Below are 15,028 nucleotides of genomic sequence, written 5' to 3'. Positions count from 1 at the left end.
TGCTTAAGGAGTGAGCCGATGCGCGTAACGATTGTTGATGACCATAAATCAAATAGAGAGCTCTGTCGGTTTATTTTATCGCCTATTGTTGAGCACATAGATACCTTCGAAAATGGCGCTGATGCTGTTGAGGCGATGCTCGTCATGGACGTCTTACCCGACGTTATTTTGTTGGATGTGATGATGCCAGTTAAAGATGGTTTCACCACCGCAAAAGAGATCCGCGACTCTTTTCCAAATCACCATATCCCCATTATATTTTTGACCGTGCTTGATGATCATGATTCGTTTGAACGTTGCTTATCGCTGGGCGATGATTTTATTCTTAAACCAGTAGAGCGAAGCGTACTGCTCGCTAAAGTGCAGGCTCATTACCGTATTGTGAAAATGCATAATGAAGTTACTCAACAGCGAGATAAACTCAATTATTTCAACGAACAAGTACAATATGACTATGCCATCGCCGAATCCATTTTCACCAACTTAATGGAGGAGATGAGTGCAAAAGTCAGCAATATCTATGGCATCAGTTATATCTCCACACCTTCGACCATTTTTAATGGTGATCTCATCATTGTGGCGAACCGGCCCTATGGTGGCGTCTACATCATGATCGCCGATGCCACTGGGCATGGATTACCTGCCGCGATTTCAACGATCCCTGCTACGCGTACTTTTTTTTCAATGGCTGAAAAAGGGATGTCGCTTGGCGAAATGGTCGCTGAACTTAATAGTGCGCTAGTAAAGTTTTTGCCTGTTGGCATGATGCTTGCGGCCAGTGTATTTGAGATACGAGCCAACGGCTTCGAGGTTTCGTGGTGGGGAGGTGGTTTGCCTGATGGTTATTTACTGGATGAAGAGAGCAACATCGTTCGTCGTCTCGTTTCCACACATATGCCACTGGGAGTTCTGGATGCTGATGAATTTGAAGTAAATTTAGTTCATCTCAAATTAAAACCTAACCAAACTATCCTCTGTTATACCGACGGTATTACCGAAGCGATGAATGAAAACGGGGAACAATTTGGCCAGTTGCGACTCGAACAAGTTTTGCAACGGAACGGTAAGACTCAGATTTCAGATTTGTACGATGAAGTATGCCAGTTTTCCAATCGTGGCCATGGTGATGATCTCTCAATTCTTTCAATGACATTTCCAATTACCAATAATAATGAAATATTAGCGTCGCAAAAAAAACAGTTTCTTAGCCATATACCAATGCAAAGCCATCTCTTTTTTCCTGCTTCAATTCTTAAAAAGATTTCAATTATGGTCGAGATGCGTAACATTGTTCGCGGTTTTATCAGTGGTGGCGAGCATCTTGACCTCGTTTGCTCTGTATTGTCAGAACTGTTTGCTAATGCCATTGAGCATGGGTTATTAAAACTTAATTCCTCACTAAAAGATGACCCAGATGGATTTCTCACTTTTTACCAACGACGTGAAGAGTGTATGGATGAGTTAGATGAATCGTTATGGATTAAACTAGACATTGATTATGACCCAACGGTGGGAGAATTGAGCTTTTCACTTGAGCATAATGGCGAAGGCTTTGACTACCAACATACGGTTGTAGACGGCAACTGTACACACGGTCGAGGGATTATTTTGGTCTCTAAATTGTGTGAGTCATTGGAATATTCAAAAGATGGTTGCACTGTTAAGGTGACTTACGCCTTTAACAGTAAACATGATTTTCCGATATTGTCTTAATACTGAACAGATTATTTACACTGTAAAATTCTGCGTAACTCATTCTTTCGTTTATTTTTAGGTTATGTGGTTCGTTTCGTCGTGACTAAGTGATGTAGCCCTTAATTTGGTTGCCTAAAGATTTAGTCCATACTGTAAATTGTATACACTGCCATATGAACGGAATCTAACCATATGGGTTAAGTAGTATGTGGAAACGCTTAATTTCGCTTTCAGAGGACAAAAAACAAGTCATTGCCCAGTTGCCTGGGACGGAGTCCATCGACAAAAATTTTGACCAAGCAGGCTTGAAAGAAGCATTGTTTGAGTTATCTGCATCGACATTTTTCTTAAATGAAACTGAAGTTACCCGCTTTATCAACTGTGCAAAAGAGGGTAAGGGTGAAGCATTCTCTGGAATCACCATTGCAGAGAAAAAGAACGCTTCGGTTGAGATTGAATTTAGTGATCGAGATATGTTAGCCAGCATGGTCGTGACGGGTGCATATGGTGGCAGAGCATTGCGCGGTAGTGAGTTGGTGTATGCATTGGCTCATTCCCACGTGACAAAAGGCATCAACAAACTGGCTTTAAAGAAAGTGTTAATGGTAAGTAATACCTTGAAGCCAGGGGAAGTATACACTCAGCCTGTTGCGCAGGGGCGCGAACCCATTCAAGGTAAAGACGCACAATTTGTTCCTTTGGTTGAGGATGTCAGTAAGCGCGTGTTAGCACCGACCAAAAAGCAAGGACAGAACAAAATTGATATGCGCAACTTAGGTGAAACCATCACTGTTGGTCAAGATGATGAAGTGATGCGTCGAATTCCTGCAACAAAAGGAACGCCAGGCTATACCGTGCAGGGAAAAGTGCTGGATCCTAAACCAGGTAAAGACTCGGCCTTAGTTGCAGGAAAGGGGTCTTACATCTCACCCAATGATCCGAATGTGCTACTGGCCAGTCAAGCGGGCATGCCTATCCTGAAAAGTAAAACGGTTGATGTCGATAACGCTTTATGTTTAAACAACGTCAGTGTAGCCACTGGCCACGTGAAATTTAAAGGATGTGTTGTCATCACGGGCGATGTCGAGCCTGGGATGATCGTGAGAGCGACGGGCTCAATCACCATCGGTGGGTTTGTTGAGTCTGCTGATGTTCAAGCCCAAGGTAATATTGATGTTGGTAAAGGCATTATTGGCCATACGGTGTTTGATGATGAAGCAAGAACATGCATTATCAAATCAGGAGGCTCTATCACGGCTAACTATGCTCAATTTAGCGAACTGCAAGCGGCAGATGACATCAATTTAGCGGTTCACAGCATGAGCAATGAATTGCGCTGTGGCAATGATCTAAAAGTATTAGATAGTAAAGAGAAGCAAGGCACACTCAGCGGTGGTCACGCGAAAGTTGGTGGTAAGATCGTTTGCTTCAATCTAGGTGTTGAAGGCGATACCGCCACGGCTGTGCAGGCTTTTGCTCGTTATGCTGTGTATAAAGAACGGGTCGCGAAACACAAAGAGCATTATAAACAAGCGCAAGAAGCGACGATGGAAGTGATCCGCCGTGAAATTGAATTTAAGAAAAAGCCTAAAGCGGAACGCTTGGAAGAGGAACTGCTAAAAATTGATGAATTTAAGAAACAGACTAATGATCGTTTAGAAAAAGCAAAATTGGCGTTGGATATGCTGGGAGAGGAGTTTGAGCAATTGCTCGAAATGAATACGATCGAAGTCAAAAATAAAGTTTATACCCATGTTTCGGTGCAATTTGATGATGAGCGGATCATCACCAAGCGGGCTCATGGCGCTAGTATCTTCTCATTTAACCAGTATGAGATTAAATGTGCTTCGATGCTTGAAGATGAAGATGTCGGAGGGATCTAACATTCTTATCTCAGAGTGCTAAGCAAAAAACGAGGCATTTTGCCTCGTTTTTTGCTGATCATGCTATTTCTAGTAAGGTGGCTATTGCACCGATCTCACTTTGCCCTGTTTGAGATCGTTTAACACCATCGATTTAGGACCATCGGCAATGACACAGCCTTTCTCCATCACAATGACGCGATCAACCACATCGAGCATTGACGTTTTATGAGTAATTAATATTAACGTCTCACTTGGTGTCAATTGAGACAGTTGATGTTTGATGTGCATTTCAGAGCGATTGTCCATGGCGCTGGTGGGTTCATCAAGTAGCAAAACGGGTGGGCGTCCGAGCAGTGCACGAGCAATGGCTACCGCTTGCCTCTGACCACCAGACAACAACAAGCCGCCTTCACCCACTTGTCGTTCTAACCCCGCAGGGTCTTGCTGTGTGAACGCGGTAACTCCCGCTCGGTTAGCGGCATCCATCACATCTCTATCATCAACTAAGGGACGCCCGAGCGTGATGTTATCGCGAATTGAACCGTAAAATAGGTTGCTGTCTTGAGGTACGCAACCAATATTACGTCTCACATCAATGTGATGCAGTTGCGCGATATCGGTGTCATCAATGCGAACATTCCCCTCGGTCGGTTGATATAACCCCATGATAAGGCGCTCTAAGGTGGTCTTCCCTGAGCCGATGCGGCCTATGATCGCTACTTTTTCACCCGGATGAATCGTTATACTTAAGTCACGTATTGATGCAACAGGCGCATTAGGGTAGTGAAAAGTGATTTTGTCTAGCTCAATTTTACCTTGCACAATCGGACGATGAATATAGCGTTTACCTTCTTCTTGCTCATCGGGCATTTGCATCACTTGCTCAATGATTTTTAAGGACGATTTGGCTTGGTTGTAGCGTGTTGAAAGTAATGATAGTTGCACCATTGGGCCAATCGCACGGCCGCTGAGCATGGTTGCGGCGATGAGCCCACCCATGGTTAAATCGCCGTTGGATATCAGATAGACGCCTAAGATGATCATGCCAACGTTCGCTGCTTGCTGAACAAAGCCGGCAGTATTTTGAATACCATCAGTAATTCTACGGCTTTTAATGTTCCAGTTCGCCATGTGCGCGACCGCTTCTTCCCAGCGATATTGAAACTGACTTTGAGCGCCAAAGAGTTTCACCGTTTCAAGTCCAGCTAAACTTTCAATCAGGTTGGCGTATTTTTGTGATGCCAGTCGAGAGCCCTCTTCAATCGCCCGTCGTAGAGGTGCTTGGATGAGCAGAGAATAGATAGCAATGATCAGTACACCAGCGATAGGTACCAGCACTAAGCTGCCTGCCATTAGCCAGATCAGCACTAAAAAGAGCAGTGCAAATGGCAGGTCAATCAATGATGAGATGGTTGCTGAGGTAAAGAATTCTCGTATGGATTCGAACTCTTGTAAATGTCGCGCAAACGCACCGACAGAAGGAGGACGAGACTCCATTCTGATCCCCATCACTTTACTAAAGAGCTTGGAAGAGATCAGAATGTCAGATTTTTTGCCCGCCACATCAATAAAATAACTGCGAAGTAGTTTGAGGAGCAGATCGAATAAGAAGATCACAAAAATCCCGCTCGCTAATACCCACAAGGTTTCAAACGCAAGGTTAGGCACGACTTTGTCATACACTAAACGGCTGAACATTGGTGTCGCAATGGCAAACAAATTGATTAAAATGGAAGCGATCAACACATCGCGATAAATGTGCTTTGACTGCCATAACGTACCCCAAAACCAGTGGCCATCACGGGTCTTTAATATTTCTGGTGATCGCTCGTCATAGCGAAACTGTTTTTTCACCATGAAGTAGCGGCCAATATAGCGTTCAGTCAGTTCCTCTAAGGGAATAGCTACGGGGATTAGACCAGACTCCGCAGTGACGACCTCAGCTTCTTGATTCGCTTCGTTGATGCTGCTGAGCACACAGGCCTCACCGCCTTTTAAAATTAAGATAACGGGGAAAACCAACTTTGGGATTTGATCCAATGCTGAGCGATTTTCCTTGGCGATTAACCCCGCTCTTTCGGCTGCTCGAGGAAAGAGAAAAGGCGTCAGTTTCCCATCTGATAAAGGTAGGCCGTTGATCAGTGCTTCTGGGGAATTCGCCAATCCATAATAACGACTCACATAGATAAGCGAATTGAGTAGCGTGTCTTGCATTACATCTGACCTTTTTTATTTATCCACAATAAAGCCTTGGAAGACTTCTATAAAATGCTCGGAAAGGAAATCAAGTTGAGTTTGCGTTTCTACCCTTGACGCAATTGTGGTGATTCCTAAATTGTGTGCTGTGCGAGAAATCGACGTTAAGGTGAACTTTTGCTTTTCATCGTCGAGATGGTGAGTAAATAGATAATCGAGTTTCACGTATTTTGGACGGTACTCGTTGATGTAGTCTAATGATTGGAAATTCCGGCCATAGTTATCGACACCAAAGTCTGCGCCGGCTGCTCTTATGGCATTACAAAATAGCGCCGTATGGTGAGGGGCGTTGAGGAATGCGTTTTCCGGTATTTCAAAGTGTAGGTTCTCACAGATAGAGCGATGCTTCGCCAGAGTCTGAGTGACCCAACGAATAAAACTGGGTTGAGAAAGGCTGCTTTGAGCGATATTAATGGCTAATGGTTCGGCTATCTCTCCCGTTTCGAGCTTGTGAATCATCGTTTCAATAACATATTCATCAAAAATATGGCTGGCATTGAGTTGGTCGAGTGCAAATAAGTATTGGTTAGCGCTGTAGCGTTTGCCATCGTGCTCAATCGCTGAAAAAACTTCGCGGTGGAAAGTTTGTCCCCAGCTATTATTGGCTGACTGCAAACGGAAACTGAACCAATCGTTATGGATAGCTTCTTCAACCAATGCTTTCCATTGCTGTTTACCCATCACAGTTTGTTTGGTTTCACTGCTGACAAAGCCGTAAATCAGCTCTGGATTTGCAGTTGCAATGGCTAACGCGTTGTCGAGCAAGGAAAGTAACTGCGTTGAAGATTTTGGTTCTTTATTATGAACAACACCTAAAGAGACTTTGGCTGATGCCATGCCAGTCGGGTCGGCTAGAGTGTCTTGCACAAAATTCATAATACTATCGGCGATGATTTTGAGTTCACTCTCTTCCATGTTGGGCAAAATAAAGCCAAACTCTTCGGTAGAAATGCGTGCCAGAGTCACATCAGGTGAAGTAATCGACACTTTTAGATGCTCAGCCAAATGGCGCACCATACCATCGCCTGCTTCATAACCCTTTTCTTCGTAAAGCTCTTTAATAAACTCTGCTTGCAAAATAGCAGCGCCACCTATGGCACTTTCTGATAGCCAACTACTGAGTTGACTCATGTAATAGGCGCGGTTGCCAAGTTGAGAAACTGGGTCAATATAAGCACGCTCACGCAGTTGCTGCGCTTCTTGCGCCTGAGCTTTGAACGCTTTTTCAACCTGCGCTGACATGCTATTGATACCATCAACTACATAAATCAGATCTTTGGTCGCTGGCCGCGGTAGCGGTTCACCAAAATGGTTGCGTGCGACTTGCTCCATTTTTTCGACAATCATCTGTAGCGGGCGTAAAGCGCGCTTCAGAATGAAAGCGATGGCGGCAAGGCCAATCACAAAAATAGCGCTAAACGCGATAAGTAGCCGAATCAGCGCCTTCCATAATTGCGCATAGGCCTCGCCAGGGTGGCTGACAATTTCGACTTCAGCAAGCTGCATCCAACCACTGGTTACAACGCGTTGATCATGGATCGGTGCAAACAGGTGTAAATTGGTAAACCATTGCGGAACGTTATTGGGTTTTACAGGGTAAGATCGCAGAATCTCTTCGTCATCGTCTAGAAAAATCAATCGTACGACTGAGTAAGAGCTGCCATCAAACAAGGCATTGATAACCGACTCAACCGCAATCTTATCTTTCTTCTCCAAATAAGGTGCCAGCGCCAAACCGACGGTGTTGATGGTGTTGTTGACTTCAGAGCGCTGCTGCTGCTCTAAGTTGTTGCGGGTCGTATTGAATTCAATAATAAAGACTGAAGTCATCAGCATAATGAAGACGGCAATCATTCCCGCGACAAGTTGTTTATATAGCGTCATATTACTTACTCATCGTAACTTACAATTGGTTTATTCAATTTTAGCGAGCGTTCCCGTTCACGTAAGTCATTCCAAAGACTTAATCGTGAAGAGTCTCCTGCAAGCTGGCCATTTTTGGATTTCATTAGCCATAAATTTTTACCGTTAAAGCTGTAGATCGGTAACAGATCACGGCGTGTTGATGCTGGCTTAATCTCAGGGTTTATATTGTCTAAAATTAAGGGCTCGGCATTGGGTGTTGAATAGTACGCAAGAACCATATGAAACTGATTTAATTCAATGGCTTTAACATACACGAGGCGCAACTTTTTATCATCGATACCCAGTTCAAGCAGGGAGAAGTACTTCGCAATTGTGAAATCTTCGCAATCCCCTGCGTTGCTTCCTAGAAACTCAAGTGGTGTCGCCCAGTAGTCATTTTTCCCCCATAAATCGATATCATTAACAAAGTACAGCTGATTGAAAAATCGATTTATTTCGGTCAATTTGTCACGTTCGGGAGCATTTTGGTGCTTGGCAATTTCTTTGCGCCATGTTTCGACGCGTTTTCCCGCTCTTGTGCCATAGGTAAGCGCGACCGCATCGACCCACTGCTGCTCTTTGGTGTTGAGCGCTTGGGGGGATGAGGGCATAAATAGCAATAAAACCAGTGGCAGCCAAAACTTCATCAAAAACCGTCAATCATGAATATATTAAAAAGCATAAGTGAACCTTATTCTCTTAGCGCATTTTTTTGTGCACTGAGTATGGGCTTTAGTAGATAATCCATCACGGTTCGTTTACCCGTAATAATATCAACAGAGGCCGTCATTCCTGAGATGATAGGCAGGTTAGCATCATGCCCTAAGCTGGTTTGATTGGTCCTTACTCGGACTAAATAATAGCTTTTGCCTTCTTCATCTTGAGTTGTGTCGGCACTGATATGCTCAAGTGTCCCTTCCAAGCCGCCATATTTGGTGAAATCATAGGCGCTGAATTTTACGATGGCGGGCAACTCTGGTCTTAAGAAGGCGATGTCTTGTGGGGCAATTTGCGCTTCAACAAGCAAGGTATCCTCTGTTGGGACTACTTCAACAATATCCATACCGGGCTGGATAACACCGCCAACGGTGTTGACGTAAAGCGTCTTAATCGTTCCTGTCACAGGCGATAGCACAACAGTGCGATTTACCTTATCTTCAAGCCCAACGGCTGATTCTGTGATTGCTGAAAGTCTATCTTGGGCTTCGTTCAGTTTGTCTTGCTGCTGTGAGCGAAACTTTTGAGCCGCATCAATACGGTTGAGCACCGCTTCGCGAATCGCTGATTTTAATACTGGGATGTTAAGCTCGCTGGTGGTCATTTCACGGCGAGTATCGTTTACTTGGCGCTGTAGTTTCAGCAGCTCAATTCGTGGCACGACACCTTCGTCTGCTAAAGGTCTAGTGATCTCAAGCTCTTTATTCGCAAAATCATAACTTTGGCGTAAATTTTTCACGCGCGCTTGTATTTCAACCAACTCTTGTAGTTTCTGTTTGACTTGTTGATCTAAAAGAGAAAGTTGGTTGCGTAAGTTATTAAGATCTTGCCGGTAGGCGGCCCTTTGTCTATTAACTAAATCGGGTTGGTTGTCTGTTAACAGCGGTGGAAAGGCGAGTTTGTTATAGTCAATTTTGACGCTATTTTGCCAGTTGTCATCATCAATTTCTTCGTTAATCATCACGCTAGTAATGGAAGCGGATAGCTGTAGAACACTGGCGGTAAGGTTAGCGACTTGTTGTTCACGTTCGCGGTAGTCTGAGCGGAAACGTGTGTCATCAATTAATAACAGTTGTTGGCCTTTTTGCACTCGTTCACCTTCGCGAACCAATATCTGTTTGACTAAGCCTCCTTCCAAGTTTTGAACCACTTGAACTTGCGATGACGGAACGACTTTGCCTTGTCCAACTGTCACTTTGTCGACCTGTGCCCATGAGGCCCAGACGATGGCTAAGAGAAAAAAACAGACCATAACCCAGAGCATCACGCGTGCACTGTTGGGCGTGTTCAGTAGCAGAGCCGCCGTTTTGTCGTCTACGTACTCCAATTCTGTCGAAGAGAGTTTGTTATAACTCTTGTTGCTCATCGCTTATCCTTTGCGCCTAATCGTAGTGTATTTCCCTTTTCTACTTAAAGCTGTAGAGGGAGGCTACAACTGTAAGTTGTTTGGGTATAGTTGCTTGATTTTATTACTTGTCTAGCAAAATGTTAAGGATTTGCCACTCATCATGAGATTACTATTCACCATTTGAATTGATTGTACTTCCTATTGCGTACGTTCTACAGAGTTTAGCTGTGAATTACTGATTTTGTTGAACCTTAGCACTCTTGAGTTATGACGATGATAGGCGCACAATCGTCAAAAATTTCATAAGGAGCAGAGATGGAACTTTCAGACATCCGCCGCGAATACATAAAAGGCGGTTTAAGACGCAAAGATTTGCTTTCAAATCCCATTGAGCAGTTTAACCTTTGGCTGCAACAGGCCATTGATGCCGGTCTTACCGATCCCACAGCGATGACAGTGGCAACGGTTGATGAAAATGGACAACCTTTCCAACGTATAGTGCTATTAAAAAATGTCGAAAAAGACAGTTTTGTTTTCTACACCAATTTAGGCAGTCGCAAAGCACAGCATATTGAACACAACAATAAAGTCAGCTTGCACTTTCCTTGGCACCCATTAGAGAGACAAGTGCACATCACAGGAACGGCTGAAAAATTGTCGGCTTTTGAAAACATGAAATATTTTACTTCTCGTCCTAAAGATAGCCAAATTGCCGCGATAGCGAGCCGCCAGAGCAGCCGTATCTCAGCTCGTGGTATTTTGGAAGGTAAATACTTGGAGTTAAAAAAGAAATTTGAACAAGGTGAGATCCCAGTTCCGAGTTTTTGGGGAGGATATCGCGTTAAAGTTGAATCGATAGAATTTTGGCAAGGTGGTGAGCATCGTTTGCATGATCGCTTCTTGTTTACGCAACATGATCAACAATGGGACGCTGAACGTTTAGCACCATAAGGCCTACTTGTTAAAAGTCAGTCGCAATGAATGCCTCATTTATATGGGGCATTCACTATTGAGTACCACGGATAATTGCGTTTTGAGCAAGGTCTTGGGGATGTTTGAGCCATAACCTTGGTCTAGAGCCATATCGATAAGTTGCTCTTTACTGTGGGCTGCAAATTTATGTCGCAATTTTGCTTCATAGCCTTCCACTGTTTTTATCGAAATCTTCATTACCCGAGCAATGTGTTTGGGCTTTTTTCCATAAAGCAGAAGAAAAAGAACCTCAGATTCTCTTGTGGTTAGGGGCCCGGAAATGGGCTCTAGAACACCTGTGGAATGCTGTGTGGTCGTTAAACCTGTTGCCCGACATATCCAATGGCCTACTTCCAAAATCGCGGTATCAGTTAGCTCTTGCCCGAAAAAAATTGTACCTTGAACCTCACCTTGTGCGTTGAACCATGGGGTTTTGGTGAAAATATGAGCGCGCCAAGAACCGTCAGCATAGGGGTGGATATCCAGCACTTTTAACGGTTTTTTTGTGGAGATTACACATCGATCTTGTTGCTGGAATTCTGCGGCGCAAGCGGTTGTCGGGCTTGGCATTTCAAAGTCAGTTAATCCAATGCACTGTTTTGCATCACTAACACCAATTAATTTGCCATAAGCATTGTTTGCGTAAACAAAAACCGAATTAAGATCTTTGCAACCCCAATATCCCGGAAGCTGTTGAAACAATGAAATTTGTTCTGCGCTGAGGAAATTGACCATAGCGGGTTCTCCTAACAATGATATTGATATAATACCAATGGCATGGCGGGTTGTAATCCATAGCGGCATTTGAACATAAAAAAAGCCAGCCTGAAGAAGGGCTGGCATAAATACAAGAATTGCTTCTTGTCGACGTGCAGAAGAGGTTCTATGAATGCTGCGAGGGTGTTGCAAATTCATAGGGATACCACATGGATATCAAATATCAAACGTGTTTGATATTCAACACCACTTTAGACGACGAGAGTGCAATAACAAAGGGGGGAATTCCCCCCTTTGTTATATAAATGGCTGAGCTAGTTCAGCTTACCTAAAGTTCCCTAATGACCCTGAAGCCAACATAATTTGCAGAAGTAGCAGGAGCAATAAACAAATTACCATAAGCCGCCGCTGTTGCAGGGGAGAAGCTCCATGCTCCACCTTTTGCTTGACCTCTTGAGTCATTTGTCCATTCCCACACGTTACCGACAACATCATAAAGGCCTAGGCCATTGGGAGCGAAAGACTTCACAGGAGAGGTACTTTTATTTGACCAAGGTGTACCACTCCAGCCAGTATTCGCTTTCCCAGTTCCGAAATCATCTCCCCACCAATAGTCTGTTTGTGTACCAGCGCGAGCGGCAATTTCCCACTCTTCTTCTGTCGGCAAACGGTATTTATAGCCAGTTTCCTTACTTAGCCAGCGAGTGTAGGCCTTCGCATCATTTTGGCTAATACACACCACTGGCGAGTTGCTCAACTGCTTAAAACCAGGGTCGCGCCAATAGCTACCTGCAATCGGAGTAATTTCAGATTCGGCGACTGCTGTGCACAGTTTTTGTAGCTCAGCATCAGTTTGGTAGGTGGTTTGATTCACAAAGGTTTCAAATTGACCCACAGTTACGGGGGTTGAACCAATTGCGAAAGCATGATCAAGGAAAACTTGTTTCGATGCGTGCTCGCCAATCAAATATTCGCCTGAGATCAAAGTGACTAACTCAGGAGCTTTAATATCCCCTTTGAGGGAATCAGCAAATTTATGTCCAGGTTTAAGTAGGTTGTCTTTTTCTCGTAGGTTCGCTCTTAATGTATGATCTGAGGTGATTTTCAGCTCTTGATTAAATGAGTAATACCCTTCTTTCTCAATCGTAATCATGTGCGGTCCCACTGGAAGCATCACTTCGACGGGAGTACTACCATAGTTTACATTGTCGATAGAGACTTTATCACTGTATTGGTTCGAGCGAATCGATAGGGTAACCCAAGCAATTTCTTTCTGTTTTTCTGTATTGGCTGAGTATTCGCCTGGGGCGAAACAGTATTGTGATTCGACATTCAGCAACCGACATGGTGTGTTTTCATCCGGTCTTGCATCAAGCTGAACATCTAGTACGGCTTTGTACTTATTGCCATTGTAGAAACCTGAATCTACGGTTTTATGGCGCAGTACATGAATATTAAAAGAGACATTGGCCAGATGTTGTTGGACGAGCTTGGCCTCACTTGTGGCCTCTATTAACTTGGTTTGATACTGGTTTACCGCTTTCTGGAGCGCTAAGTCAGTGGTCTGTTTCGAGCATTGAGCCAATGTCATATCGGCACTACAAGCGTTAGTAAAGCTAACTTTCTCGGTGCTACTCTGTTTGAGTTCATCTCTTAAGCGCTCAACTCGCGCGCGTAATTTATGCTGTTCTAGCTCATTGATATTTTTGCTGACCGTGCTCTGCTCGGCCCTTTTTTGTGCCAGCAGTGCTTCTGACTCTTGGCGTTTTTGTTCAGCTTCTAAACGGTTTTTTTGATTCTGCTTTACATTAGCCCAAGCCGCTTGGTAGGCATTTTGTGAAGGCATGATGTCCAGTTCAGGATCATCAATCATTTTCATGTAATCGCGTTCTAAGTCAGTTTTTGCTTTTGCAAGTGCCTTATCAAAGAGTTGGGCTTGCTTTGTTAGCCTGTCTAACTCACTGTTGTGGTTGTTCACAACCACTTGTTGTTCATGGGTGGCCTTCTGGGCTGCCTGTAATTCGGACTGTTTAGTAAACAACGCATCATCAATGGCAATTACTGAGGAAGGCGTTCCTTCTGCCATCGTCGATGTTGCCACTAAGCAAGGCGAAAGTGCTAATAAGAGAGCGGGTAAACCTTGTCGCATTATTATCTACTTCAGTTAAGTTATTAGTTCATTGTGTCTATTCTAAACGAAAACACCATTTTGTCTGAAGTCATCTTTCAATAACTTAATGACAAAATGGCGTTTTAACCGCATCTTTGTGAATTACGACAGAAAAACAGAGTTTTTTTGAGGTAATTAACCCTCTTTATTCGGTCTTAGCTTTATCCAAACCGTATCGTTGCCGTTAATTGTTAATACCCGGTTGTAGGTTTCGTAGCCATCTTTAGAGACGGTAACTTGGTGGCGGCCATTGGGCAAAACAATCTCAACAGGTGTACTGCCGTAGTTAATACCGTTGATGGTTACGGCATCGTTGTATTGATCCGACCTTACGGTCACATTTGCCCACTGTTTGTCATTTTTTTGCGTACCTTCAGACACGCCGCCTTTCAAACAGTATCGAGTTGACACGTTAAGCAGTTTACACGCCGCCACCGCTTCTGGTTTCGCTTGAAGCTGAGCTTGCATTTGGGTGAAGTATTCGTTGTTGCCTTCAAAGCCACTGCGAATAATTTGGCTATCTTGTACATGGATATTAAGTTCCACGCCTTTCAGGTTTTGCTTGGCAATCACCGATTCGGTTAGGTCATCAAGCAACTTGGCCCGAAACGTTTTTACCGCTTTTTGTTTGGTAAGGTGCTGTCCCTGATTTGAACACTCACCGAGTGTCATTGTCGTTGAACAGGTGGTTTTATAGCCAGTTTCAAGAACACTACTTTCACGCAGTTCGGCTTCGAGACGTTTGACCCTAGCTTCAATGCGCGACTCTTCGAGGTTCGCATACTCATTGCTGAGACGAGCTTGCTTCTGTTTGATTTGAGACAAGCGCATTTCGACTTCGGTCATCGCTTGATTATTCTCAAGGCCTTCAGCTTGGTTCTGCTTCACTGATGCCCATGTTTCTTGGTACTTCTTTTGAAACGAGGCTAAATCTGTGTCTGGATCATCTAAAAGACGGCTATATTGTTTGTCCAAAGCAGACTTGGCTCGATTGCGTTTAGCATCAAGTTCTTCACTTTCTCGTTTAATACGAACATGTTCATTTTTAAGTTGTTGAAGCTTGGCTCCCTCTGCTTCGTATTCTGCAGAAATCGCGTCGATTTCCGTCTGTTTAGTAGTCATTTTTTCATCGATAGCGGTGACAGGATCTACCTGAATAACTTCTTCCGCGTACACCGATGCAGATACCCAAAAAGGGCTTAGCGCAAGCAATAGCGCTGGGATGCGACGTGTGATCATAGGTCCCTGCAACAAATTAACGTTTAACCACAAAAGTGGGAAAGACAAACTTTTGACAGCTTTAATGGATAAGCTGTATTCATAATGCAAAATTTATTCCGAACAATAGCAAAATTCACTGAAATCTATTACTAGGTGACTGAT

At 43.9% G+C, this 15,028-nt stretch carries 10 protein-coding genes; 3 read left to right on the top strand and 7 right to left on the bottom strand.

Translation table 11 applies throughout. The features are described from left to right. Positions 1–18: 18 nt before the first annotated feature. Together B9J87_RS02100 and B9J87_RS02095 are read left to right on the top strand one after the other, a co-directional pair. The gene (locus B9J87_RS02100) at positions 19–1,713 is read left to right on the top strand and encodes an ATP-binding SpoIIE family protein phosphatase (RefSeq protein ID WP_017050738.1); all 1,695 of its coding nucleotides are present in this window, start codon (positions 19–21) and stop codon (positions 1,711–1,713) included. Positions 1,714–1,901: 188 nt separating this feature from the next. Then, the gene (locus tag B9J87_RS02095; RefSeq protein WP_013868208.1) at positions 1,902–3,578 is read left to right on the top strand and encodes a DUF342 domain-containing protein; all 1,677 of its coding nucleotides are present in this window, start codon (positions 1,902–1,904) and stop codon (positions 3,576–3,578) included. Positions 3,579–3,659: 81 nt separating this feature from the next. On the opposite strand, the gene B9J87_RS02090 is transcribed toward B9J87_RS02095, so the two are convergent. The 4 genes from B9J87_RS02090 to B9J87_RS02075 are packed head-to-tail and all read right to left on the bottom strand — an operon-like array spanning position 3,660 to position 9,804. Then, positions 3,660–5,774: a type I secretion system permease/ATPase gene (locus B9J87_RS02090; protein WP_094149266.1), complete on the bottom strand. Its 2,115-nt coding sequence runs from the start codon at positions 5,772–5,774 to the stop codon at positions 3,660–3,662. Positions 5,775–5,789: 15 nt separating this feature from the next. Then, the gene (locus B9J87_RS02085) at positions 5,790–7,700 is read right to left on the bottom strand and encodes a bifunctional diguanylate cyclase/phosphodiesterase (RefSeq protein ID WP_094149265.1); all 1,911 of its coding nucleotides are present in this window, start codon (positions 7,698–7,700) and stop codon (positions 5,790–5,792) included. Between the two features lie 5 nt (positions 7,701–7,705). Further along, positions 7,706–8,368 carry a transglutaminase-like cysteine peptidase gene (locus B9J87_RS02080; protein ID WP_026027195.1) on the bottom strand — a complete coding sequence of 221 codons (663 nt, stop codon included), beginning with the start codon at positions 8,366–8,368 and terminating at the stop codon, positions 7,706–7,708. A gap of 44 nt (positions 8,369–8,412) precedes the next feature. Further along, the gene (locus B9J87_RS02075) at positions 8,413–9,804 is read right to left on the bottom strand and encodes an HlyD family type I secretion periplasmic adaptor subunit (RefSeq protein WP_017046873.1); all 1,392 of its coding nucleotides are present in this window, start codon (positions 9,802–9,804) and stop codon (positions 8,413–8,415) included. A 297-nt stretch (positions 9,805–10,101) separates the two neighbouring features. Between B9J87_RS02075 and pdxH the strand changes: the two genes are divergently transcribed. Beyond that, positions 10,102–10,737: a pyridoxamine 5'-phosphate oxidase gene (gene pdxH, locus B9J87_RS02070; RefSeq protein WP_013868203.1), complete on the top strand. Its 636-nt coding sequence runs from the start codon at positions 10,102–10,104 to the stop codon at positions 10,735–10,737. Between the two features lie 39 nt (positions 10,738–10,776). Here pdxH and B9J87_RS02065 read toward each other — a convergent pair whose 3' ends face one another. The 3 genes from B9J87_RS02065 to B9J87_RS02055 form a co-directional block, all read right to left on the bottom strand. Then, positions 10,777–11,493 carry a helix-turn-helix transcriptional regulator gene (locus tag B9J87_RS02065; protein WP_017046874.1) on the bottom strand — a complete coding sequence of 239 codons (717 nt, stop codon included), beginning with the start codon at positions 11,491–11,493 and terminating at the stop codon, positions 10,777–10,779. Positions 11,494–11,803: 310 nt separating this feature from the next. Beyond that, the gene (locus B9J87_RS02060) at positions 11,804–13,624 is read right to left on the bottom strand and encodes an SUMF1/EgtB/PvdO family nonheme iron enzyme (RefSeq protein WP_094128650.1); all 1,821 of its coding nucleotides are present in this window, start codon (positions 13,622–13,624) and stop codon (positions 11,804–11,806) included. A gap of 156 nt (positions 13,625–13,780) precedes the next feature. After that, positions 13,781–14,884: a PEGA domain-containing protein gene (locus B9J87_RS02055; RefSeq protein WP_026028446.1), complete on the bottom strand. Its 1,104-nt coding sequence runs from the start codon at positions 14,882–14,884 to the stop codon at positions 13,781–13,783. Positions 14,885–15,028: the final 144 nt, after the last annotated feature.

It is taken from the genome of Vibrio sp. V19_P1S1T109, assembly GCF_002241375.1.
In the GTDB taxonomy this organism is placed as follows: Bacteria; Pseudomonadota; Gammaproteobacteria; order Enterobacterales; family Vibrionaceae; genus Vibrio; species Vibrio anguillarum.
This window is presented reverse-complemented; position numbering and strand designations above follow the sequence as displayed.